This is a genomic window from Flavivirga rizhaonensis, from assembly GCF_004791695.1.
GTDB classification, from domain to species: Bacteria; Bacteroidota; Bacteroidia; order Flavobacteriales; family Flavobacteriaceae; genus Flavivirga; species Flavivirga rizhaonensis.
In genome coordinates this window covers 36142-59988 of sequence record NZ_SRSO01000018.1, presented here as the reverse complement: position 1 = coordinate 59988, position 23847 = coordinate 36142, and the positions used below count along the sequence as shown (strand labels likewise).

The following is a 23847-nucleotide window of genomic DNA, read 5'->3' as shown; positions in this document are numbered from 1 at the left end:
ATTTATGACAGACGCTTTAGAAGACATTCCCGTTCGAGACGATTTGCAAACCGTAGCATTTTATAACCTTGAAAATTTATTTGACACTACGGAAGATAAACACACTCACGACAATGATTTTTTACCGACTTCGGTAAAAAAATGGACCCCTAAGCGTTATAAAAATAAACTCAAAAAACTGGGCTTTGCTATTTCTAACATCGGGAGGCACGAAACAGGAAAATATCCTGCCATCGTAGGATTGGCCGAAGTTGAAAACGCTTCTGTTATTGAAGATTTAATAAACTCTGAACATTTAGAGGGCTGCAATTACGATTATGTGCATTACGATTCTTTAGATGAACGTGGGATTGATGTCGCTTTATTATATGATGCCAATGCTTTTGAAGTGACTGCTTCTGAAACTTTTACCATCCAGTTGTTTGATGATGATGGCTCACCGGATTACACGCGAGATATCTTGCTGGTTTCTGGTCTACTTGATGGTGAAACCATTCACGTTATTGTAAACCATTGGTCGTCTAGACGTGAAGGCGAAAAGGAAACAGAACATAAGCGTATGGCATCGTCTAATAAAGCAGGAGAAGTTATTTCGATGCTACGCGACGATAATCCAGATGCTAAAATTATTGTTATTGGTGATTTTAACGACGATCCTTCCAGTAGAAGTATTAAACAACTTGTTGAGGGTTCTAATTTATATAACCCTATGGAAGTCTTACGGTCTTACAATAGAGGAACGACAAACCACAACCGACAATGGAATTTATTCGATCAGATTTTATTTTCAACTAACTTTTTTAAAAGCACGACTGATAAATTCGAGTTTAGCACAGCCAATATTTTTGATGAAGATTTCCTAAAACTCTTTAATGGGAGATACAAAGGCACACCTTTTAGAACCTTTGTTGGTAAGAGATACAAAGGTGGTTATAGTGACCATTTTCCTGTGTATGCTATTTTTAAGAAGTAATGTCATTGCGAAGGAGGCACGACTGTGGCAATCTGTTATCATCTCCAAAGCACATAGACCGCTTTGCTTTTAGAATCAAGAATAAAGACTTGTTTATAGTTAAATGATATGTCATTGCGAAGGAGGTACGACTGCGGCAATCTGTTATCATCTCCAAAGAACATAGACCGCTTTGCTTTTAGAATCAAGAACAAAGACTTGTTTATAGTTAAATGATATGTCATTGCGAAGGAGGTACGACTGTGGCAATCTGTTATCATCTCCAAAGAACATAGACCGCTTTGCTTTTAGAATCAAGAACAAAGACTTGTTTATAGTTAAATGATATGTCATTGCGAAGGAGGTACGACTGCGGCAATCTCTTAAATAAAAACGATATTGAGGATCTTGCTCGTACTAAGCTTATTTTACATTTAAAAGCTTCACTAAATTATTATAGGTGAGATTCTTCGCCGCACTCTGAATGAACAATACGTCCTAAACCGCCTGATACACAACATAACTCAACACCAAAGCAGCAATAGGCAAAAGCCAAAGCAACCAAATATTATAATGCTGCGTTCTTTTCTTATTCATTTTTGCATTTATCATCATACGTTTTTTGCCTGTGTACTGCATCCAGTTTTTAAAATAAATAAACACAGAAATTAAAGTAAATAATGTCCATGTTTTGGTAGACGACATGGTTACCATATGCATTTGCTTAAAAAACCCTGCAAAGAAAACACCTAAAAGCAATAGTAGCGAAACCTGTAAAAGTGTTACATAAGCAATAGCTATGTTGTTAGCCTTTTGCTTATACTTCGTTTTGTATTGCGAGAAAATATTATAGAATAAGATATCGAATAAATTCATTGTGGCTTTCTATTTAAAAACCAAAACTACGGTAAATAATTAATACAGATGGAATCTAGTTTGTAAACACTATAAAAGCAACATTATTACTAATTACGGATATCCGTAAAATATTAAATGTTATTTTAGTATCTTTATTAACTCTCTTATTATCAGGCTAATTAGATAATTATTATTTTTTAATAATTCCAATTAACAATGATTAAAAAGACGTTATTATTCTCCAACAAATGCTCGCTCACTACTAAACATGAACAATTAGTTATTAAATCGGAAACAAGAGATACAACCATTCCTATAGAAGACATTGGGTTTATAGTCATAGATAATCCAGAGATATACATAAGCATAACCACTTTAAATCTACTTATTGCAAATAATACATCTGTAATTATTTGCAATAAAACACATTTACCAAATGGCATGTTTTTAAATTTAAACAGCCATCATATTCAACAAGAAATCTTTAAGCATCAGGTTGAGGCAAGTCTACCACTAAAAAAGCAATTATGGCAACAAACTGTTATTGAGAAAATTAAAAACCAGGGAATCTTATTAGAAAAAATAACACAGTCGAAAAACAAATTTGAGTTTCTGGCGAGTAAAGTATTAAGTGGAGACACTTCCAATATGGAAGCCGTAGCTGCCAATTTTTACTGGAAATCTTTCTTTGAAATTAATTTTAAAAGGGAACGTTTCGGGAATTACCCAAACAATTTTTTAAACTATGGTTACGCCATTTTAAGAGCTGCCACAGCCAGAGCCTTATCGGGTAGCGGTCTGTTGAATACATTGGGTATTCATCATAAAAGCAAATATAATGCCTTTGCATTGGCAGATGATATTATGGAACCCTTTAGGCCCATTATAGACGAAGCTGTTCATACCATAACACAACATTATGATGAGGAAGATTTAAATACAGAAATAAAATCAATCCTTCTTCAAACCCTAACAAGAACGGTTTACTTTAAAGATGAAAAAAGTCCTTTAATGGTAGCGCTCCAAAAAACAGCCAGTTCTTTACAACAATGCTATGTTGGAAAAAGAAAAAAAATTAAGTACCCTAAATTATGGAACTAAATGGCTATAGAATTATGTGGTTATTTGTATTTTTTGATTTACCTACTGAAACTGCTAAAGACAGAAAAAATGCTTCTGGTTTTAGGAAAAACATTTTAAAAGATGGCTTTACCATGATGCAATATTCTGTATACATAAGGCATTGTGCGAGCAGTGAAAGTGCCGATGTACATGAAAAACGTATTAAAAGACTACTCCCGCCTTTAGGTAAAGTAAGTGTATTACGAATTACAGACAAACAATTTGGTAATATCATGAACTTTTGGGGACGCTCAGAAGTCCCTAAAGAACCTCCTCCAACCCAATTAGAACTCTTTTAAAATAAAAAAATGCTTCAATCTTGCCTTATCACTGCAAAAAAGAAGCATTTTTTAAAACGATATTCACACTTAATTTAATGATTATCAGAAGACAACAAGTCAACTAATATCGTGTTTTCTAATCCTTAATCAAACTACAACGAGTGGTTGAAGTTACAGCAACACGTAAAGAATATCGTGTTTTCTAATCCTTAATCAAACTACAACATTGTAAATAAGCTGGTAACCTGCAAAAGGAATATCGTGTTTTCTAATCCTTAATCAAACTACAACACTAGCGAGCAATGGTATTGTACTGCTAAAAATATCGTGTTTTCTAATCCTTAATCAAACTACAACGGATTTTAATCCGAGTTCGTTAGATGAGATAATATCGTGTTTTCTAATCCTTAATCAAACTACAACGTTTTTACCTGTTTTTCGGAATCTTAATGAAATATCGTGTTTTCTAATCCTTAATCAAACTACAACTTAGGAAACAGGAAAAAGCAAACAGGCTCGAATATCGTGTTTTCTAATCCTTAATCAAACTACAACCAGACATCAAATAACGATACACAGGAGACAAATATCGTGTTTTCTAATCCTTAATCAAACTACAACTTGGACAAGGATCAAGATGGACAGATCGATAATATCGTGTTTTCTAATCCTTAATCAAACTACAACTAGTTATCTTAATTCCTGTAGCGGCTGCAAAATATCGTGTTTTCTAATCCTTAATCAAACTACAACTGCGTAATAAAATTAAGCGTGCAATTCATAAATATCGTGTTTTCTAATCCTTAATCAAACTACAACGGTTCGGCTATCCCTTATACACAAGGTGGAAATATCGTGTTTTCTAATCCTTAATCAAACTACAACAGTAACATAGCGTATCGTAGCGATATTGCAAATATCGTGTTTTCTAATCCTTAATCAAACTACAACAGTACAAGTATCTAGATGATACAGTACATGAATATCGTGTTTTCTAATCCTTAATCAAACTACAACACTACCGGGTTTACGGTTTTTAGACTGTGCAATATCGTGTTTTCTAATCCTTAATCAAACTACAACTTTTTGGCATTACGGACATGATTCCGATTAAATATCGTGTTTTCTAATCCTTAATCAAACTACAACGACGTTAACGTTGTTCTTTCTGTAGGGTCTAATATCGTGTTTTCTAATCCTTAATCAAACTACAACTATACGTTGATAAAAGATGGTGTTTAGTGTAATATCGTGTTTTCTAATCCTTAATCAAACTACAACCGATGAAGGGTTAATTGCGGTATGGTTTGTAATATCGTGTTTTCTAATCCTTAATCAAACTACAACTGTGAAAGGAAATATTTGTCCGACACTTCGAATATCGTGTTTTCTAATCCTTAATCAAACTACAACCTTTGAACATCCAGTATTGGATGATATTCTAATATCGTGTTTTCTAACCCTTAATGTCAATGAACTTAATATTATAAATTTAGTAATTAAATCTCTTTATTTTTCCAGAAACCAAAACCTTTACTTTTATAGGATTAAAAGTTAACCAACCTGTTTTTCCTTCTCCATAACTTTGTATCCTAACATAGTATGGATTATTATTATTTTGTATTGAGGCTTCACTATTTAATCTAAACTCATAAAATTTCGATGATAATTTCTGCACCCTATATAAATGCTCTCTTAATACCTTATAGTCTGGAGTATCCCAATTAATTTCATCTTCATCGAGTCCTAATAAAAACATATCATTGATATGTAATGTCGTTACTATTTCTTCCCCTCCAGAAGGCAATTGATAAATTGAAGCGCCTTGTCTTTTCCTTTCAACTACTGTCCAAAAAGTAACGACATCTTCTTTTAGTTCGCCTTTTTCATCTTTGTAAATTAATACATGATGATTGTTTCTGGGGTTTACCCATTGGTTTACATCATCCTTCAGTTGTTCTGCTCCACTAAAGTTTTCTTTCATCCTTACTTTTAAAACAGGTACTGGGTCGCCATTTTTATTTGGTAAAAATATTTGCGGCTGTTTTACACCATGTTCGTCGACAATAAAAAAAGTATTAGCTGGAATCTTTCCTTTATCAAAACCTCCTAGTTGTTGAATTCGCTTTAATATTAAGGTCTTGATAGTTTCGTCTACTACTTTATCGAGGTGTTTTGAAGTTGTTAAACTGTCTATTGATTTTCTAACATGAAATGCTTCTTCGCTAAACGGTGCTTTTCGTTTACCAAAAACAGTTTCCTTGTGTAACTGTCCTCTGGCTGCAATGCCTTTATTTTTGTGTTTCTTTCCGTTTTTATCTGTTATATGTGTTCTAACAGTGATATCATTTTTAATACACTTATGAGATACCAGAATAGTATCAATAGCTTGTTCCGCATCATACCTAAAAGTTTTCCAAGGCATAGGAAAAACTTTTGATTCTGATTTTCTGTTGTACCCATTCCATTTAGACAATTCTTGTACATAAGAAACTTTTGTACATGCCATTACGAGTGCATCTACAGCATGATGACGATGGTCTTCACGAGACTTTGAGTTTTCATTGTTTAAAATATGATTTAGCCCCCATTTATGACGTAAATTTGAAGTTATCTGCCCTGGAGAAACGGTCACCTTGCCGCATATTTTAGAAAGATAACCTTTGGCTTCTTTGCTTATATATCTGGTATCATTTAACTGTCGTGAGGTAAAATCGTCATCAAAATTTTGCTGAACAAACCTTTTAAATTTTTGATAAGCGTTGGGATACTCTTTAGTATCTGAAAACAATTTTAAAGCGCGCTCCTTTACAGTTGCCCAATGAACTTCATCATTTCCATAAAACTCAAAAGGGGTTTTATTTCCTTTTTTTCTATTCTCGTCTGCCCAACATAAAGTTTTATTTCCAAAGCTATCATTTAACGACCTGCTCCACGGGTGAATATGTTCTATCTGAACTTCTCCCGAAAACAAATCTGTTACAGATATCGCTCTTCCTGTGTAAGGACATGTTTTTTTACATTCTTCCCATAGTTTGAATTTTAAAATACTATCGTGTGAAATACGCACATATTTTTCTACTTCGGTTTTTATTCTATCATTTTCGCGCTCTAATCGTTTTTGATTTCTACGTACTTTATTTCGCTGTGATTTAGATGATTTTAAATCGCGTGCCATTTCCACTTTTATATCCTCAATCTCACCATAGTCCTCAATTAACTCATTAACCAGCTTTCGCAATTCAAATAATGCGGTTATTACAATGGGGTTTCTTATGGATTGAATTTCTTTGTCAGCTTCTTTTCCTACTGGTAACTTTTCTAGTAAAGTGTCATTATTGATTGAAGCAGAATGGTGATATAATTTTTTTAACTGCCTATTATTAAACCCAAAATCTTTACGAAGTAATTCTTTAATCGTATCAATAAAACCGCCCTTAATTTTAGTACGAACTATGTCTTCTACATTATCGATTAATTCTAATTGTTTTTTATTGTTTTCTAAAGAATCATTCTGCCATGTATCGCCAAAAACATTTTTTACCCCTCCCATTACAACAGCCACATCGTAAGTATAACTTTGTTGTAAAAAGGGTAAAATATTAGAAATGGCTTTTCTACTTAAATTTGCATAACCATCTTTTACATTGAACTTAGAAATGGTTTCAGCTTGAGCTTCGGTAAAGTTCCAATTTTTAATGGCATATTGCTTTAAGTTGGATTTACTATCAAAAAAATATAATACGTGCCAAATATCATCCTGTTCTTTTTGGGTGAAATCGAACCACTTTTTACCAAAGTATTTATTATGAGATAGATTAGAAATGGTATGTGTTCCTACTATTTTATCGTCATCTTTATAGTTAAATTTAAATTCTGCACTTTCTTTACCAATAACTTTTCGGATTCTTTTAAAAACCGGTTTTTCAATGGAATACAGAAAGTCCACAATTTTACCCTTGTCTTCCTGACTTATTTTAGCACCGTTACATTCCACTGTATTTACCCATTGCCAAACTCTAAATTGCTCAAAAACAATGGCACTTATAGGGCATTTAGTTTTTGTGGGTTCAAAAGAACAATTACCTACTAAGTGTTTTTGAGAGCGTAAGGGGCGCTGATGAAATAAAATACCGTCTTCTTTATACCCCTCTAATTTCCTGCCCCCAAAAAGTGTTTTTAATTCATCATTTAAAACAGTATGAAATTGTGACTGTTGCTTCCAGATTGACTCAAACTCGTCTACATACATTTTTCGTGTAGTATATCTATTTCTTATACGCTCTGTACCACATTGAAAAGGTTGATGCTCCTTAGGATGTATTTCAAACAAATACGAGCCCAACGTTTTTTCTTTAATACTTTCTGTAGTTTCTGTAATACCTATTTTTCCTTCTTTGGTATTTCCTTTAAAAATAGCACCATCATCTGTTCCGCCTTTTCTACTATTGCTTAAAAACCCCCTACGCTGAATTAAATGATAAAAAACCCTTCCTATTTCTTCTAAAGATAATTTTTCATGCAATGCCTTGTGTCTTAATTCGTAAGGATTCTGTGCAAACCATATAGCCAATTTAGCAGAAGGAAATTGTTTTGTTTTTTTCCATATTTCAAAATCACTGTCCTTTAACGGACACATATGGTGTTTAGAAAGTGCTTTTAGTAGCTTTTTCTTCCTTAAGCGTCTTCTAAAAAATTGCCTTCTTACTCCTCTGGCTCCTGTTCTACTGGCATTTTTAGACATTTCATTATCGCCATCTCCCAGATTATCTACCCCCATTGGAAAAACTCTGCTGCCAATACCAAGTATTTTATTTTGTACATCGTCAATTAATGCCCAACCAATACTATTAGTACCCAGATCTAAACCTAAAATTTTTGACATAACTCCCTAATTTTTTGAGTTTTAAATGTACAAAAAACAAAATATATTTTTCTTACAGAAAACCGTATATTGTATGAAAAATATTTTAGTATCTTAGCAGCAAGATTAAACGTTCTAATCCTTAATCTTATCACAATAAGGCTATATGCCGTAGATGAAAATCTTTAGTCCTGCTTCGGTGGGACTTTTTATTTGCAGTTATTTATAATAGGTTATAGTTACCAGCTGGAGAAATGTACTAACTAAAAACAGTTTCTATCTCTTAACAGACTTACCCCATGCCTCAACCTCTATAAAAAAGTCTGATATTTTAATATCACGTGATTCGCAAATTTTATAAATAGTAGGCAAAGAAATTTGGTAATTTCCTCCCTTAATTATATCCCTAAGAGTACTTTCTTCAATGTTATGATTAATTGCAAATTTTCTTTTTGAAAGTCGAGATTTTTCCCATAGGGAATTTATATAACCATATATGTACTCATTTTGCTTCATTAGTAACAAAAGAATGTATTGGAAAAATAAAAAATGCGGTCTATGACTCGCATTTTGAAAATTTTATTATATTTGTAGCTTAATACATATGTTTGCAATTCTTCAAATAAAAGATATTGAAGCAATTGCTTTGAATCTCGAAAAGAAAACTGGTAATTTTTGCAAACGAAGTAGTAACTCTTTTCGGTAAGTTGAGTTCCACGCCTTTTTTGTTTCCCTACATAAAAAGGTTAATGAGGTATTTATCTCTTTTTTTAGGCAAATTGAACTTATAATTATGAGATTCTGCTAGGTACTGAAAGAAATTCAGTACGGGCACCAAAATAGTTCAATTTACAATTTTAAGCCCGTATCTTAGATAAGCTATTAAAAAATGAGAATTATAAACTATAAAACTAAAACCATGTTAAAAACCGAAACCCAGAAATTGTCTCAAAATTTTTTAATTTCTCATTATATTACTTTAGCTTTACTCATATTATTACTAGACAAGACAACCTTAAACCAAGCTGTTAAAAAACATTGTAAAACAGGGTTATTGGCCATTGAAATTATTTATGCCAACAAGGTTTACAAATCAGGAATAGATGCCTTATTAGGAAAAGAATTTGACACATTTTTTAAATTCTTTCCTCGTTCATATTTTGACAATAGAGGTTTAATTTCTGCGGGCATGATAATAAAAAATATAAAATTATGCATTACAACAGACGATATCATATATATGATTTCCGAGTAATACAAATTTGGTTAATAAATATTGAGAAAAAAGAACATTGAAAGCTTCAAAAAATGATTTTTAAACACTTATAATTTTTTTCGTTATTAACTAACTGTACAAATAGAATTTAGTATGTAAGCAATTCCCTTTTGCAATTCATATAGAACTTATAATCTCTCATTATAATGCATCTAAAATATGGAAAATTTTATCTCTCAAATTATTGATGAGCAAATACAATTTGCAATGAAAAGGCAATAATATCTGACTAACAATTTTTCTCGCAAAAGGGGATCTTACATCAGCTTTTCTATTAACTTTAAGGCTAGATTAATCCAACACTTTTAAAATTAAACTAGATGTACGTAATTTTAATGTTACTATATTAGTATTTAAATTAAATTTAGCCTTTTTATGTTTAAAAACCCCTTTTCGTTTTCTGGTAGAATAAGAAGACTCGAATATGGATTAACTTTTCTTTTTTATGCTTTTATTCTTATATTAAACATCTTTTTTACTGAAATTTCAGAATTATTAGACTCCATATTTGTCTTGCTTATTTTTACAACATATTGGGTTTTATTAGCCCAAGGTTCTAAAAGATGCCATGACTTGGGAAATAGTGGATTCTATCAATTAATTCCATTTTACATATTCATTATGTTTTTTTATGATGGGCAAAATAATGAGAATAAATATGGTCTTAACCCTAAATCTAAAGAATATCTAGAAAAAAAGAGCTCAATTAAATTCCCCGCTGTTAAAAAAATCACTCGGATAAAAACTTTTGAAATTATTACTATAACACTTCTTCTTGCTTTAATTTTAGGCATTAACAACCTAATATTTTTTGAATATGACACCTATCTAACACTTTCATATTTTGCAATGCCAATTCCAGGATTTATTGTTTTACTCTATGTTAGTTATTACAAAAAACCTTATCCAGAAGAAAAATCTAGTTTAGTTAATCAGCAATTAGTTTTTGCTGGGTTTTATTATTTAACTATTAGACTCTATAATGTCATTTTTAGATTAGCAGACATTGGCTTTGAAACTATAATTTCCGAGTTAATAGCAATCTTATTTATTTTTGGATTAACTTATATTTCTCTGGGTCTATATTCATTCATTTTTAATCATCGTTTAAAAGATGTTTAAGTTAAAAACACTCTATTTTATTTCTGGAATCTTGTTTGTAGCTTTATTATATACAGGATTAACTGAAAGAAAAAAATACACTACAAGCAATAAAGTTATTTGGTCAAAAAAAAATATCACATGGGATAACTTTACAAAAGTTGAAAAAAAAGAAAAGGATTATGTAGCTACAATAAATTATGGGATTTATTGTCCAGAAAGTATTTCTTGGTTAGATTCTGATGTATATGCCTATATGGATCCTGATAAGTCTGAAAAATTAGCGGATTCTATGTTAGATGATCAGGTTCTAATTCACGAGCAGTACCATTTTAATATTACCGAATATCATACGCGCCTTTTAAGAAAAGAAATTGTAAAACTGGGTAAAGATAAAATCAATGATAAAACGTTAGACTCTTTATTCAATAAATACTATTCGGAAAACGAATTAATGCAGTTAGAATACGATAGTGTTACAGACCATAGTGTTATTGTAGAAAAACAAAGGTACTGGGAAATGAAAATTGATGATCTATTACGTCAAACTGCTTATTTTCAAAACACAGACATACATAGTTACTATCAATATGATACAGGTGATACGAAATACTTTAGAAAAATTTACAGAACCTTTAACAATGATATACTACACTCATTTCCTATTTATGAAGAGAACACAAAATATGGAGAATCCTACAAAATAGTTGAAAAAGGAAATGAAGTCATTGTTTATTTCTTTAAAAATGGTGTTTTAAAAAATGGAGGGGCATTTAATACCGCTAAAGTTTCAATTAAAAAGAACAAAGAATTAACTGAAATTAAATATTTTAATCCTAATAATACTTTGAATGATGGATTAGACTTTTGTATTTATAAAAGGTACAACAAAGCAAATAAAAAAGTAGGTCATTATTATAACTCTAAAGAAGAAAGAATTAGTGTAAATAAGATTTATCAAATTGAAAGTAAAATTGATCCTCAAGGATGTTATATAACTTCTTATTACGATATCAATTTAAAGAGTATTAAAAACAAATACGGCATACATTATAAGAAAAATACGTTAGACTCTTTAGGTAGAACAATTGAACTTGATTTTTTTGACTCTAATAACATTCCAAAAAATGATATAGATTTTGTGTCAAAGGTTATCAAGGAGTATGATTCTAATCATCAATTAATTGGTTATAAGGAGTATGACGAGAGTGGTACTTTTGCTAAGCACCTATATTCCTATAACAGTAAATATGAATATGATGAAAGGGGTAATTTAAAAAGAAATATTAATCTTAATCAAGACTCAGAAATTGCTCCAAATAAAGACGGGATTTCCATCTACACTTACACATATGACTTATATGACAACCGTACTAGTTCTAAAAGGTTTAACAAATTTAATGATCCTGTTCTAGGTGTAGATGATTACCATATGGAGCTTGAAAAATTTGACAAGAAAGGACGCACATTGTTTTATGGCAAATATTATCCTGGATATGTTCTGTCATTTAACGATGAAAAATGGGGGGCTTCAAAATACAACTACCTTAATGACTCCATAGTTTATGTTCGTAATGTAGATGTTTTTAATGATGTTTTTAATGATAATTCTGGTGTTGCTATTCTTAAAAAACATCTGGATAAAAAAAATAGGGTGAAAAAACTAATTTATTTAGATACCAATAATAATTATGCTCAAACCAAGGATGAAATTGTAGAATTTCAATATCTATATGATAATCGTGGTAATAAAACCCAAGAATCTACACTAGATTCATTAGGAAACTTAAAAGAGTTTCAAGCCGATGTAGCTATAGTTAAATGGGACTATGATTTAAATAACAATAAGATAAAAACAACATATTATAACAGTTCATCAGAACTGGCAAATGCAAATCAAAATGTTACTTATAACACCTATAAGTATAATAATAAAAACCAACTTATAGAAAGAGCTAACTTCAATAAGAATATGGAGCCAAAAATACTTGATGGCTTTTTTAAGCGGAAGTTTATCCTTTCTGTTACGGGCAGGGACTCTATTATACTAAACTATAACACTAATAATAAACTAGTTAAAGGAGTTTGTAAGACTGTATACATCTATAATAAATATGATAATAATACGTCCGAATCTTTTTTTAATAAAAACAATGAACCAGCGTTAAATGACTCTGGGGTTTCGTCGATCAAATATTATTATAACTCAAAGCAACAATATATAGGATATGCTTATTTTGATGAAAATGGAAAAAAAACAAATAACATTGATGGCATATCATCTAACAATCAAACATTAAATGAATTAGGTTATGTGGTTTATGATACTTATTTTGATAAAAATGATAAGCCCGTTATAGGTCCAGAAGGGTACTATAAAAAAGAATATAAATGGAATGAAAAAGGAGAAACAATAAAAATTAGAACTTTTGGAACCAATAACAAATTAATCGAAGATAAAAGTGGTGTCGCACAATACTTATACACTATTCAAAACTCTGGCCTAATTAAGAGCGTAAAAAGGTATGACCGAAACGGACGATTAACAAATAACATTGATGGAATAGCCGAAAGTCATTATACATCGTATTTAAATGGTTTATATTACCTTGAAAAAGAACTAGATTATTTAGGCAATGAAATTTCTAAAGATAGTATCCAATAATAAACTTATAGATTTATTATTGGATTACTATAATTGATAACGATTTTACAATATTTATAATATTTTCTCAATGAACTCGTTTAAACTTTTTGTTTTTAACCGAAAATGAGATGAAATTTATTCAGAAGAGGCACTTTTTGCAAGGCATAGCAGAGCTACGCATAAGAAAAGTAACAAAATATGGGTAAATTTCGGCCATTTTTTAGGAAATAGAAAAAGTTTAAACGAATTCAATTCTTTTATCCGGAATCAACAAAATAACAGCAACACTAATCTATAATAATAATTGGATAAAAACATAAAAGTATCTTTCTGGAATTTTTAAGTATCAAAAAGAATTAATCACTAACTAAATTGTTGTTCTAATTTAATAGCCTTAGGGAACAAAATGTTGTTTTCTAAATGAATATGCAAATGCAAATCTTTTTCAAACTCCTCTAACATAGCATAAGTGACTCTAAACGTATTACAAGCATCAGCAGGCGGGTTGTATTGGTTTGTTAATTTTGCAATGTCTCTAAAACGCACTCCTTCATTATCATGCTCATCCTTCATCATGGCTATGGGGTTTTCAACAGTTCCAAAATGAGGTGCTTCTATAGCAGATTTGCTAATAGTGGCACTTATCATTTTCTTAATAAATGGAAACAGAATCAATTCTTCCTTTTTCATATGGGCAGCTAACTCTCTTGCCGATGCCGTAAAGTGCTCATTAATTTTTAATAATTCAGGGTGTCTTTCTCCATGAACTCTACAAAGCTTATTTAAAAATTGAAGTAATACAGGTACTTTCTCTTCTACATAACGATGGTGTTTTTTTTCAATGTAATCAACCAGTAAATCTAACGGCCATGATTTATAATCTATATTCTGACCAGTAGTGCTGCTTAAAACATTCTGAAGTTTATCTAATAACTCAGAGGTTTCTATACCATTTTTATCACATACCTCCTCTACGGTTCTATGGCCTCGACAACAAAAGTCTATCCCATAGTTACTAAAAACTGCGGCTGTTCTAAAATCTTCGGCAACAAATTGTCCGATTTGTTTTTGTGAATCTTTAAGTATTGTTTCCATAATAATTATTTTAATTCGGATAATTTTATCCTATTTTGATTTAAATTTTTTTTACACTTTTAAAAATGATGCTCCCGATTTAATATTGAGAGCTAATTCTTCAAGATTAGTATTCTCTAACATAGATTTTAATTCTTCCCTAACAGATTTAAATTTGTGATGTACTGGGCAGGGATGGTTTTCATCACAAGTATGAAGCCCCAGACCACAACCGCTATAAATAGCATCTCCATCAATAGCATTTACTATATGTGATAATTTTACTGTAGAAATTAATTCTTTTTCGATTTCAAAACCACCATAGGCCCCTTTCATAGAGTTAATAACATGATGTCTTACTAAATCCTGAAGGATTTTAGCTGTAAATGCTTCTGGCGAATTAATCTCTTTAGCAATGGATTTAAGGCTAACGCGAACATTTTTATAAGAATTAAGCGCAATAAATATTGATGCTTTAATACCATATTCGCAAGCTTTAGAAAACATATAGATTATAATTTAGTACAAAAATAGGTTAAATTTTTAATTAGGACAAATTTATCCGAATTAAAATTATTGAGAAACTAAGCCACTAAGGACTAAAAGTTCATAGGTTCTCTTTGGCAGACTGAAAGTTTGCTTCGTGAAATAACAAAATATAAAATAATAAACATTGTAAAAACTGAATTCGTATGCATTCGTGAAATTCGTGTCTAAAGTTTTTAAAAGCTAAAAGCAAGAGACCAATAGAAAGCTCCTCCACCTACAATTCGCTTCTATTAATAATTATTTCTAAACCATACTTTTTGCCATTCCCTTTTAAGAATTAAAAAAGAAACGGCTTCTGAAAGTTTTAAAAGATCATCTCCATTTAGTGCTTTAACCTGTTTTTCTGGAACATCAATAATATAAAGCAGGTTTAAATATTCAGTAAATTTTTCCTGAATTAATTTATATATCATTTCGTGAAGCAAGAGTTTTAAGCTTGATGGCAAGATTTCTTCATGAAAATCTAAATCGATATTTGCTAAGAGGAAGTCTTTATTAATTTGAAGAATTAACTTATTGTACAAATCTGATTGATTGGCCTCTTCAATTAATTTTTCGAATGTAGATGGTAATTGCATTATACGTTTCTATTCATTAAGGCATTACCAAAATCACGTAAAAGTGTTTTTTTCTCCTCAGAAATATCTAAAGATTCTAAAACCATAAAGGCTTTATTTGTATAATTTTTAATTTCTTCCTGGGTGGCACCTGAAGCTCCCGAACCATTAAAAATTTGTTTTACAGTGCTAATTTTAGCGTCGTTATCCTCAAGTACTGAATTAAATAACTCTTTTAGTTTAAGCTGATTTTCTTCATTGGAAAACTCTAAAGCTTTTAAATATAAATAGGTTTTCTTGTTTTCTATAATATCACCACCAACTTGCTTTCCAAATGTTTTTGGATCTCCAAAAGCATCTAAATAGTCATCTTGTAATTGAAAAGCTATACCTAAATTTCGCCCAAATTCATAAATACTATTTTGATCATTATTTGATGCATTAGCAACAATAGCTCCCATTTTCATTGCAGCACCTACCAAAACAGCTGTTTTGTATTCAATCATCTTTAGGTATTCCAGAACAGTCACATCATTTCTGGTTTCAAAATCAACATCGTATTGTTGACCTTCACAAACCTCAATAGCCGTTTTGCTAAATAGCTTTGCTAAAGATTGAAACGTATTAGTCTCATAGTTTTCGAATAGCTGATATGCCATAATCAACATGGCATCACCAGAAAGAATCCCCGTATTAATATCCCATTTTTCATGAACAGTTTCTTGTCCACGACGCAAAGGCGCATCATCCATAATATCATCATGAACCAGAGAGAAATTATGAAAAACCTCAATACTCAAAGCAGCATCTAAGGCTTTTCTATAATCGCTATTAAAAATTTCAGCAGTCATTAATGTTAAAACTGGCCTTAATCGTTTTCCTCCCAAGCCTAAAATATATTGGATGGGCGCATAAAGGTTATTAGGTTCTTTTAATGTTGAATATTTTTCCAAATAAGCAACAAATTCTTCTTGATATTTTTCTATTGAAAGCATGGCGCAAAAATAAAGTAAATAGTATTATTAAAAGGTTTTCATCTTATTTTCATATGTTAAAAAATTGTGAAACTTTGGAAACTTTTTTGGTTTTTATAGTTTCCATTCTATATTTGCACCCAGTTATGAGAGAAAAAATTATACATAGGGCAGCCGAATTATTTATTACGTTAGGTTTTAAAAGTGTTACAATGGACGATATTGCTCAAGAAATGGGTATATCTAAAAAAACCATTTATGTACATTTTGCTAACAAAACTAAATTAGTTGAGGCTGTAACATTTGAACTATTTGAAACTATCTGCGATGGTATTGATACTATTTGCGAAGCTTCAAAGAACCCCATTGAAGAATTATATGATATCAAAATGTTTGTGATGAATCACTTAAAAAGTGAAAAATCATCACCTCAATTTCAATTAAGAAAATATTACCCACAAATATATGATGTGCTAAAACTTAAACAGTTTGAAAAAATGCATGATTCGGTTAAAGAAAGCCTTCAAAAGGGTGTCGACACCGAATTATTCAGATCAAATATTAATGTAGATTTTATATCCAGAATGTATTTTAATGGAATGAATGGAATAAAAGACAACTCCATTTTCCCTACAGATATTTATACCATGGAATACTTAATAGAGAGTTATTTAGAATATCATTTAAGAGCCATTGTTACTGATAAAGGCTTTCAAATATTAAACAAATTTATAACATCAAATCAATCATAAAAATGAAGAACAAACTAATTTTAATATTTAGTTTATTATGCTCTATTGCGATTTATTCTCAGGGAGACATTAAAAGTTTCTCTTTGCAAGAAGCTATAGATTTTGCATTAGAAAATAATAGAACTGCTAAAAATGCTGCACTTGATATTAAGGCAGCAGAAAAACAAAAATGGGAAACTACCACAATTGGATTACCTCAAATAAACGGAAAAATTGATTATCAAAATAATGTAAAACAACAATTTGATGCTATAGATTTTGATCAAGATGGTGTTATAGATTTTGGAGCTAAACAATCTATTACGCCATCAATACGAATGGACCAATTACTTTTTGACGGGTCTTATTTGGTCGGGTTGCAGTCTGCAAAAGTATTTCTAGAAATTTCTGAAAATGCCAAAGAAAAAACCGATTTAGAGGTTAGAAAAACTGTTATTGATGCTTATGGTAATGTTTTACTTGCAGAAGAAAGTGTTAAGATTTTAGAACGTAACATAGCTGTCTTAAAGAAAAATCTTAACGAAACTACAAAGATTTATGAAAATGGTCTAGAAGAAGAAGAAAGTGTTGAACAATTACAAATAACCTTATCTAGTGTAGAAAGTAATTTAAGTAATACATCACGATTAAAAACTTTAGCTTACCAAATGCTAAATATTACTTTAGGTACAGATATAAATTCTAAAACTATATTGACTGATAATTTAGAAAGCTTAACAGCTCAAAATATTACTTTAGATCTTCTCAATGCTGAAGAGAAGATTGAAAATAATATAGATTTTAAAATTGCAGAAAATGATAAAGTTTCTAAAGAACTTCTTTTAAAATTAGAAAAAAGTAAAGCGCTGCCAACATTAAGTGCTTTTGCAAACGCTTCGTATGTTGGTAATAATCAAAATTTTAGATTTTTAAATAGTAACCAAATTTGGGCAGGCACAGCTGCTTTTGGAGTTAGTATGAATATCCCTATTTTTAGTTCAGGAGGAAGAAGCGCATCTACACAACGTGCCAGAATTAATCTTGAAAAATCAAAAGAAGATCTAACAGAAACCCAACAAAAATTGAAACTCCAAATAGCATCAGCTAAAAGTGATTATCAGTTTGCTATTGAAGATTACGACAACAAAAAACAAAACTTGAATCTGGCAGAACGCATCGAACAGAAAAATCAAACGAAGTTTTTTGAAGGGATTGCTTCAAGTTTCGAACTAAGACAGGCACAAACACAATTATACAGTTCTCAACAAGAATTTTTACAAGCCATGCTTGACGTTATAAATAAAAAGGCTGAATTAGAAACGGTGTTAAATAAAGTTGATTAGTTTATTGTTTAAAGTTTAAAAAATTAAAGATGAAAATATTTTCTTTCGAAAAACTATCCGTTTGGCAAAAATCAAGAAAATTGGCTGTTAAAATATATAAACTAACAAAGAACTTTCCTGAAGATGAGCGTTATGGCTTAATTAGTCAAATGAGAAGGTGTACCGTTTCAATTTCATCAAACATTGCAGAAGGAACTGGAAGACATTCAGCAAAAGACAAAGCTAGGTTTACAGAAATTGCCTTTAGTTCGGCATTGGAGCTTTTAAACCAAATAATAATCTCTAATGATTTAGAGTTTCTTTCAAATGAGGAGTATGAAAACATTAGACAAGATATTTCAGAAATAACCGCCATGCTTGATGGCTTATATAAATCACAATCAAAAATAAACTTATAAACAAAATCAACCTTTAAACTCAATTGACAATGAAAAATATATATTCACTAGTAATCGTAACGCTACTTTTAACTTCTTGTGGAGCCGATAAAAAAATGTCTGTAGAAGATATTATAGCTTCTGGAAATTTAGAACAGATAAGACAAAAGAAAACGGAGTTAGATGTGTCTGCTCAAGAAATTTCTTCGCAGTTACAGCAATTAGACTCTGAAATTAAAAAGCTGGATCCTCAGGAAAGAATTCCTTTAATTACAACTTTTGCTGCTAAAGAAGCCGTTTTCAATCACTATGTAGAATTACAAGGAAATGTAAGCACAAAGAAAAACCTTGTAATATACCCAGAGTATTCAGGAACCTTAACAAGAGTTTATGTTAAAGAAGGACAAAAAGTAAGTAAAGGGCAAATATTAGCAAAAATTGATGATGGTGGTTTAGGTCAACAAGTGGCACAGCTACAAATTCAAGCTGACTTAGCAAAAACAACTTTTGAGCGTCAGGAGCGTCTATGGAATCAAAAAATTGGTAGTGAAATTGAGTATCTACAAGCTAAATCCACGTATGAAGCACAGCAAAGAGCCGTTAATCAATTACAACAACAAATGGCAAAAACTTTGGTTCGCGCACCTTTTTCTGGAACTATAGACGATGTAATTTCAGAACAAGGAAGTGTTATTGCTCAAGGACAATCTCAACTTTTCAGAATTGTTAACCTTCAAGATATGTACATTGAAACAGATGTACCAGAGCGTTATATTTCTAATATAACACATGGGAAAGATGTACAGGTAGAGTTCCCAGTACTTGGAAAAAAGATGGACGCAAAAGTGCGTCAGGCAGGAAATTTTATAAACCCTGCAAACAGAACCTTTAAAATTGAAGTTGCTGTTTCTAATAAAGATAAATCTATAAAACCTAATCTAACAGCAAAGCTTAAAATTAACGATTACAAAAACGAAAAAGCCATATTAATCCCTCAAAGTATTATTTCTGAAAATGCTGAAGGGCAACAATATGTTTACACCGTAACCGATAAAGTTAATAACAAAGGAAAAGCAAAACGTGTTATTATAGAAACAGGGAAAACTCAAGGTGACTATATTGAAGTGCTTTCTGGTTTAGCAAATGGGAATGAAATTATTGATGAAGGTGCTAGAAGTGTTAAAGATGGACAAGAAGTAAAAGTACTTGTTGTAGAATAATCAACCTAATTCTGAAAAATAATGAGTAAAAATAAAAAACAAAAGAAGAAAGTAGATAAGGAATTTGGTTTATCATCATGGGCAATTAATAATAAAACAACCATGTATGTTTTAATTGTCTTGATACTATTTCTTGGTGCCGGTGCATATTTTAGTATGCCCCGAGAAAGTTTCCCGGAAATTAAAGAAACCAAAATCTATATTAGTTCTGTATACCCAGGAAACACTGCCGAAGATATTGAAAAATTAATAACAGACCCTATAGAAGATAAACTTAAAACAGTTAGTAATGTTGTAGAAATCACCTCAACATCTCAGGAAGATTATTCTATTATTATTGTAGAGTTTGATGAAAATATTTCTGTTGATGCAGCCAAACAAAAAGTAAAAGACGAAGTAGATACAGAGACTTCGGGTGAAGATTGGCCAACATTTAATGGTGCTAAAGTAGAGCCTAATATTTTCGATTTAAGTATGTCTGAGGAAATTCCAATCCTTAATATTAATATCTCTGGAGATTATCCTGTAGATAAATTAAAAGAATATGGAGAATACCTTGAAGATGAAATTGAAAGTTTACAGGAAATCAAACAAGTTGATATTCGTGGTGCTCAGGAAAAAGAAGTAGAAGTTGCTGTAGACATTTATAAAATGATGGCAGCTCAGGTTAGCTTTCAAGATATCATCAATACCATAAGCAATGAAAACATGACCATGTCTGCCGGAAATTTAATTACTAGCGGACAGAGGCGTACTATTAGAATTATCGGAGAAATTGACACACCAGATGAACTCGAAAATTTTGTAGTAAAGTCTGAAAAGAATAATCCTATTTATTTAAAAGATATTGCCCAGGTTACCTTTAAAGATGAGGACAAAACAACTTATGCAAGAGAATTTGGAGAACCTGTTGTCATGCTAGATGTTAAAAAACGTGCAGGAAAAAATATGGTAGCTGCAGCAGAGCAAATAGACGTTATCATTAAAGATGCTGTTGCTAATGTATTTCCTCCAGACTTAAAAGTTACTGTAGCAAACGACCAATCTTCAAAAACCATTGGACAGGTTGACGATTTGGTAAACAACATCATATTTGGTATCATCCTCGTGGTTACAGTTTTAATGTTCTTTTTAGGATTTAAAAATGCCTTGTTTGTTGGATTTGCCATCCCCATGTCTATGTTCATGTCTCTTATGATCTTAAACACGTTAGGCTACACTATGAATACCATGATTCTTTTCGGTCTTATTATGGGGCTTGGAATGTTGGTTGATAATGGTATTGTGGTGGTTGAAAACGTGTATCGTTTAATGAGTGAAGAAGGCATGAGTCGTATAGAAGCGGCTAAAAAGGGGATTGGTGAAATAGCTTTCCCAATTATTATATCTACGGCAACAACAGTCGCTGCCTTTATACCATTAGGTTTATGGCCAGGCGTTATGGGACAATTTATGATCTATTTCCCAATTACTTTGTCTGTTGTACTAGGTTCCTCATTGTTTGTAGCTATCTTCTTTAACTCCGTTATGGTATCCCAGTTTATGACGACCGAAGATAAAAACATGCCTTTAAAAAATATTATCAAAATCTCTGCCATTGTTGGAGGTCTTGGTCTTATTATTATGCTTGTTGGTGGAAGTTATAGAGGTTTGGGTTCCTTAATGATAGTCACTGTTATTTTACTTTGGATCTATCGTTTATTCCTAAGAAGCTGGGCTAACGGGTTTCAAAATAATATATTACCTAAATGGGAACGTCTTTACGAAAAAACACTTCGTAGTGCATTAAGTGGGAAAAAACCAGCCATTATTGCTATCGGAACATTTGTTTTGCTTATTGTAGCCTTTATGGGCTTTGGAGCTTCTGTTGGAAGTCAACGTACAAAAGTTGAGTTTTTCCCAGATAATACTCCAAATCAAATTATTGTTTACATAGAATACCCAGAAGGAACAGACATTAAAAAAACCAATGCTATTACAAAAGATATTGAAGAGCGTGTTTATAAAATTATAAATGAAGAAGCTTATATGTATGGTGATTTTAATTTCCTAACAGAAAGTGCCGTATCTCAAGTTGGTGAAGGTGCAGGAAACCCACAAACAGATGGCGGTTCACAAGCAGAAATGCCTCACCGTGGTAAAATAACAGCAACCATGCGTGAATATAAATTTAGAGAGGGTGCCGATAGTAATGTCCTTCTTAAAAAGGTTCAGGAGGATTTAAAAGATATTTATCCTGGTGTTGCCATTTCAGTTGAAAAAGATGCCGTAGGACCACCAGCAGGTTATCCTATAAATCTTGAATTAGAAGGAAATGACTATTCTGAGCTTATCGCCACTGCTGAAAAAATGCGTGATTTTATCAATTCGAAAAATATTCAAGGTATTGACGAATTAAAAATTGATGTTAACAAATCAAAACCATCCATGCAGGTTCAGGTAGACAGAAAAAAAGCCGGAGAATTAGGTGTAACTTCTGGTCAGGTAGGACAACAATTACGTAATGCTATCTTTGGAGCTAAAGCTGGTATTTACAAAGAAGATGGTGAGGATTATGATATCTATGTGCGTTTTAATGAAGAAAACAGGTATAATACGAGTGCTATTTTTAACCAGAAAATCACTTTTAGAGACCCTGCTAATGGGCAAATAAAAGAAATTCCTGTCTCTACTGTTGCCAAACAAAATAACACCTCTGGATTCAGTGCCATAAAGCATAGAGATGTTAGACGAGTGGTAACCTTATATTCTGCTTTAGCACCTGGGTTTACGGATGCCGGAGCTATCGTAACTAAAATTCAAAATGAAATGCAGGGTTTCACAGAACAACCTGCATCGGTCAAAGTGGATTATACTGGACAGATAGAAGAACAAAATAAACAAATGGCATTCTTAATGGGTGCATTCTTTACAGGTTTAGGTCTCATCTTCTTTATTCTAATTTTCCAATTTAACTCAGTATCTAAACCAGGCATTATTATGCTGGCTATTTTCTTGAGTTTAATAGGTGTATTTGGAGGTATTGTTGCTACTGGTAGTGCTTTCGTAATTATGATGACTATGATGGGTATTATCTCATTGGCAGGTATTGTTGTAAATAATGGTGTGGTACTCTTGGATTATACGCAGCTTTTAATTGACAGAAAAAAAGTAGAACATGATTTAGAAGATGATCAATATCTTGAAACGTCGGATCTATTAGAAGCTATTGTTAAAGGTGGAAAAGCACGTTTGCGACCTGTATTATTAACTGCTATTACAACTATTTTAGGGTTAATTCCTTTAGCTACTGGGTTTAACATCAATTTTTTTACTTTATTTAGTGAGTTTGACCCAAACATATACATGGGAGGTGACAATGTCATTTTCTGGGGTCCTTTAGCCTGGACTGTTATTTACGGATTATTTGTTGCTACATTCCTAACATTAATAGTCGTACCAATTTTGTTCTATTTAGTAACCAAATTTAAAATGTGGTTGTACAGCAACAGAGCTGCAAAATATAACAAAGAGGTTTTTAACGAATTAGATAAGATAAACGATTAGAATAATTTCTAATCAAACTAAAACAGCGTGAAATATAGCTGTAACAAAAGTCCTTTACTTTTACAAAGGATTGGTTAATAGCGGAAAGGCCTCAACATAATGTTGGGGCTTTTCATTTTTATTCAATTATAAGTAATACCTATTCTCATTTGAAATAACCGTAATAAAACACCCTTTTTCACCTTCTACTTCAATAGAAAAAGAAACCGCAACTGAGACTATGCTTTATTTTTATATTTTGTATAAAGCAAATAATCATTATTTTATTTTACAGTAATTCCAAACAGGAAATGGTATAAATATCTTACTATTGTCCTTCGTTTTGTGGAATCGGGAATTGATTAGGTACTGGAGATAAATCACCAGCTCTATCAT

General features: G+C 31.5%; 18 protein-coding genes and 1 CRISPR repeat array. Of the genes, 11 read left to right on the top strand and 7 right to left on the bottom strand.

The genetic code is table 11. The annotated features are described in order from the left end of the window. Positions 1–4 precede the first annotated feature (4 nt). Complete coding sequence (locus EM932_RS13230; RefSeq protein ID WP_135877668.1) at positions 5–973, top strand: endonuclease/exonuclease/phosphatase family protein; 969 nt, start codon at positions 5–7, stop codon at positions 971–973. Positions 974–1450: 477 nt separating this feature from the next. Here EM932_RS13230 and EM932_RS13225 read toward each other — a convergent pair whose 3' ends face one another. Beyond that, positions 1451–1828, bottom strand: coding sequence for a hypothetical protein (locus EM932_RS13225; RefSeq protein WP_135877667.1), 378 nt, complete (start codon positions 1826–1828; stop codon positions 1451–1453). 198 nt (positions 1829–2026) lie between these two features. On the opposite strand from EM932_RS13225, the gene cas1 reads away from it, so the two are divergent. After that, a complete protein-coding gene (gene cas1, locus EM932_RS13220) occupies positions 2027–2911 on the top strand; it encodes a type II CRISPR-associated endonuclease Cas1 (protein ID WP_135877666.1) in 885 nt (294 codons plus the stop codon). Further along, entirely contained in the window at positions 2902–3231 is a 330-nt protein-coding gene (gene cas2, locus EM932_RS13215; RefSeq protein ID WP_135877665.1) for a CRISPR-associated endonuclease Cas2, read from the top strand. Before cas1 ends, cas2 begins: the two co-directional genes overlap by 10 nt. A gap of 105 nt (positions 3232–3336) precedes the next feature. Next, a CRISPR array of direct repeats spans positions 3337–4626; the repeat unit is 36 nt; unit sequence AATATCGTGTTTTCTAATCCTTAATCAAACTACAAC. Positions 4627–4705: 79 nt separating this feature from the next. On the opposite strand, the gene cas9 is transcribed toward cas2, so the two are convergent. Together cas9 and EM932_RS21435 are read right to left on the bottom strand one after the other, a co-directional pair. Then, positions 4706–8098, bottom strand: a complete 3393-nt coding sequence (gene cas9, locus EM932_RS13210) for a type II CRISPR RNA-guided endonuclease Cas9 (protein ID WP_135877664.1) — start codon at positions 8096–8098, stop codon at positions 4706–4708. Positions 8099–8353: 255 nt separating this feature from the next. Next, complete coding sequence (locus EM932_RS21435) at positions 8354–8593, bottom strand: helix-turn-helix domain-containing protein (protein WP_369074047.1); 240 nt, start codon at positions 8591–8593, stop codon at positions 8354–8356. Between the two features lie 373 nt (positions 8594–8966). Here EM932_RS21435 and EM932_RS13205 point away from each other — a divergent pair, with 373 nt between their 5' ends. From EM932_RS13205 to EM932_RS13195, 3 genes are all read left to right on the top strand, one after another. Continuing rightward, on the top strand, positions 8967–9332 hold the full coding sequence (locus EM932_RS13205; RefSeq protein WP_135877663.1) for a hypothetical protein: 366 nt from the start codon (positions 8967–8969) through the stop codon (positions 9330–9332). 396 nt (positions 9333–9728) lie between these two features. Further along, positions 9729–10475, top strand: a complete 747-nt coding sequence (locus tag EM932_RS13200) for a DUF805 domain-containing protein (protein WP_135877662.1) — start codon at positions 9729–9731, stop codon at positions 10473–10475. Continuing rightward, complete coding sequence (locus EM932_RS13195) at positions 10468–13119, top strand: hypothetical protein (protein WP_135877661.1); 2652 nt, start codon at positions 10468–10470, stop codon at positions 13117–13119. The genes EM932_RS13200 and EM932_RS13195 overlap by 8 nt, the downstream gene beginning before the upstream one ends. Before the next feature lie 345 nt (positions 13120–13464). Here EM932_RS13195 and ric read toward each other — a convergent pair whose 3' ends face one another. From ric to EM932_RS13175, 4 genes are all read right to left on the bottom strand, one after another. Beyond that, entirely contained in the window at positions 13465–14196 is a 732-nt protein-coding gene (gene ric, locus EM932_RS13190) for an iron-sulfur cluster repair di-iron protein (protein WP_135877660.1), read from the bottom strand. Between the two features lie 51 nt (positions 14197–14247). Beyond that, positions 14248–14682: an RrF2 family transcriptional regulator gene (locus EM932_RS13185; protein ID WP_135877659.1), complete on the bottom strand. Its 435-nt coding sequence runs from the start codon at positions 14680–14682 to the stop codon at positions 14248–14250. A gap of 272 nt (positions 14683–14954) precedes the next feature. Continuing rightward, entirely contained in the window at positions 14955–15302 is a 348-nt protein-coding gene (locus EM932_RS13180; RefSeq protein WP_135877658.1) for a hypothetical protein, read from the bottom strand. Then, positions 15302–16276, bottom strand: coding sequence for a polyprenyl synthetase family protein (locus tag EM932_RS13175; RefSeq protein ID WP_135877657.1), 975 nt, complete (start codon positions 16274–16276; stop codon positions 15302–15304). Before EM932_RS13175 ends, EM932_RS13180 begins: the two co-directional genes overlap by 1 nt. Before the next feature lie 125 nt (positions 16277–16401). On the opposite strand from EM932_RS13175, the gene EM932_RS13170 reads away from it, so the two are divergent. Genes EM932_RS13170 through EM932_RS13150 form a run of 5 tightly spaced genes read left to right on the top strand, consistent with a single transcriptional unit; the run spans position 16402 to position 23472 of the window. Continuing rightward, the gene (locus tag EM932_RS13170; protein WP_135877656.1) at positions 16402–17007 is read left to right on the top strand and encodes a TetR/AcrR family transcriptional regulator; all 606 of its coding nucleotides are present in this window, start codon (positions 16402–16404) and stop codon (positions 17005–17007) included. A gap of 2 nt (positions 17008–17009) precedes the next feature. After that, complete coding sequence (locus tag EM932_RS13165; protein ID WP_135877655.1) at positions 17010–18329, top strand: TolC family protein; 1320 nt, start codon at positions 17010–17012, stop codon at positions 18327–18329. A gap of 29 nt (positions 18330–18358) precedes the next feature. After that, positions 18359–18727, top strand: coding sequence for a four helix bundle protein (locus EM932_RS13160; RefSeq protein WP_135877654.1), 369 nt, complete (start codon positions 18359–18361; stop codon positions 18725–18727). 29 nt (positions 18728–18756) lie between these two features. Continuing rightward, complete coding sequence (locus EM932_RS13155; RefSeq protein WP_135877653.1) at positions 18757–19926, top strand: efflux RND transporter periplasmic adaptor subunit; 1170 nt, start codon at positions 18757–18759, stop codon at positions 19924–19926. 21 nt (positions 19927–19947) lie between these two features. Next, the gene (locus tag EM932_RS13150) at positions 19948–23472 is read left to right on the top strand and encodes an efflux RND transporter permease subunit (RefSeq protein ID WP_135877652.1); all 3525 of its coding nucleotides are present in this window, start codon (positions 19948–19950) and stop codon (positions 23470–23472) included. Positions 23473–23847: the final 375 nt, after the last annotated feature.

Coding starts and splice junctions, on each gene's coding strand:
- EM932_RS13225 (WP_135877667.1), bottom strand. CDS start 1,828: ATGAATTTATTCGATATCTTATTCTATAATATTTTCTCGCAATACAAA.
- cas2 (WP_135877665.1), top strand. CDS start 2,902: ATGGAACTAAATGGCTATAGAATTATGTGGTTATTTGTATTTTTTGAT.
- EM932_RS21435 (WP_369074047.1), bottom strand. CDS start 8,593: ATGAAGCAAAATGAGTACATATATGGTTATATAAATTCCCTATGGGAA.
- EM932_RS13175 (WP_135877657.1), bottom strand. CDS start 16,276: ATGCTTTCAATAGAAAAATATCAAGAAGAATTTGTTGCTTATTTGGAA.
- EM932_RS13185 (WP_135877659.1), bottom strand. CDS start 14,682: ATGTTTTCTAAAGCTTGCGAATATGGTATTAAAGCATCAATATTTATT.
- cas1 (WP_135877666.1), top strand. CDS start 2,027: ATGATTAAAAAGACGTTATTATTCTCCAACAAATGCTCGCTCACTACT.
- EM932_RS13160 (WP_135877654.1), top strand. CDS start 18,359: ATGAAAATATTTTCTTTCGAAAAACTATCCGTTTGGCAAAAATCAAGA.
- EM932_RS13170 (WP_135877656.1), top strand. CDS start 16,402: ATGAGAGAAAAAATTATACATAGGGCAGCCGAATTATTTATTACGTTA.
- EM932_RS13205 (WP_135877663.1), top strand. CDS start 8,967: ATGAGAATTATAAACTATAAAACTAAAACCATGTTAAAAACCGAAACC.
- EM932_RS13155 (WP_135877653.1), top strand. CDS start 18,757: ATGAAAAATATATATTCACTAGTAATCGTAACGCTACTTTTAACTTCT.
- EM932_RS13200 (WP_135877662.1), top strand. CDS start 9,729: ATGTTTAAAAACCCCTTTTCGTTTTCTGGTAGAATAAGAAGACTCGAA.
- ric (WP_135877660.1), bottom strand. CDS start 14,196: ATGGAAACAATACTTAAAGATTCACAAAAACAAATCGGACAATTTGTT.
- EM932_RS13195 (WP_135877661.1), top strand. CDS start 10,468: ATGTTTAAGTTAAAAACACTCTATTTTATTTCTGGAATCTTGTTTGTA.
- EM932_RS13230 (WP_135877668.1), top strand. CDS start 5: ATGACAGACGCTTTAGAAGACATTCCCGTTCGAGACGATTTGCAAACC.
- EM932_RS13165 (WP_135877655.1), top strand. CDS start 17,010: ATGAAGAACAAACTAATTTTAATATTTAGTTTATTATGCTCTATTGCG.
- EM932_RS13150 (WP_135877652.1), top strand. CDS start 19,948: ATGAGTAAAAATAAAAAACAAAAGAAGAAAGTAGATAAGGAATTTGGT.
- EM932_RS13180 (WP_135877658.1), bottom strand. CDS start 15,302: ATGCAATTACCATCTACATTCGAAAAATTAATTGAAGAGGCCAATCAA.
- cas9 (WP_135877664.1), bottom strand. CDS start 8,098: ATGTCAAAAATTTTAGGTTTAGATCTGGGTACTAATAGTATTGGTTGG.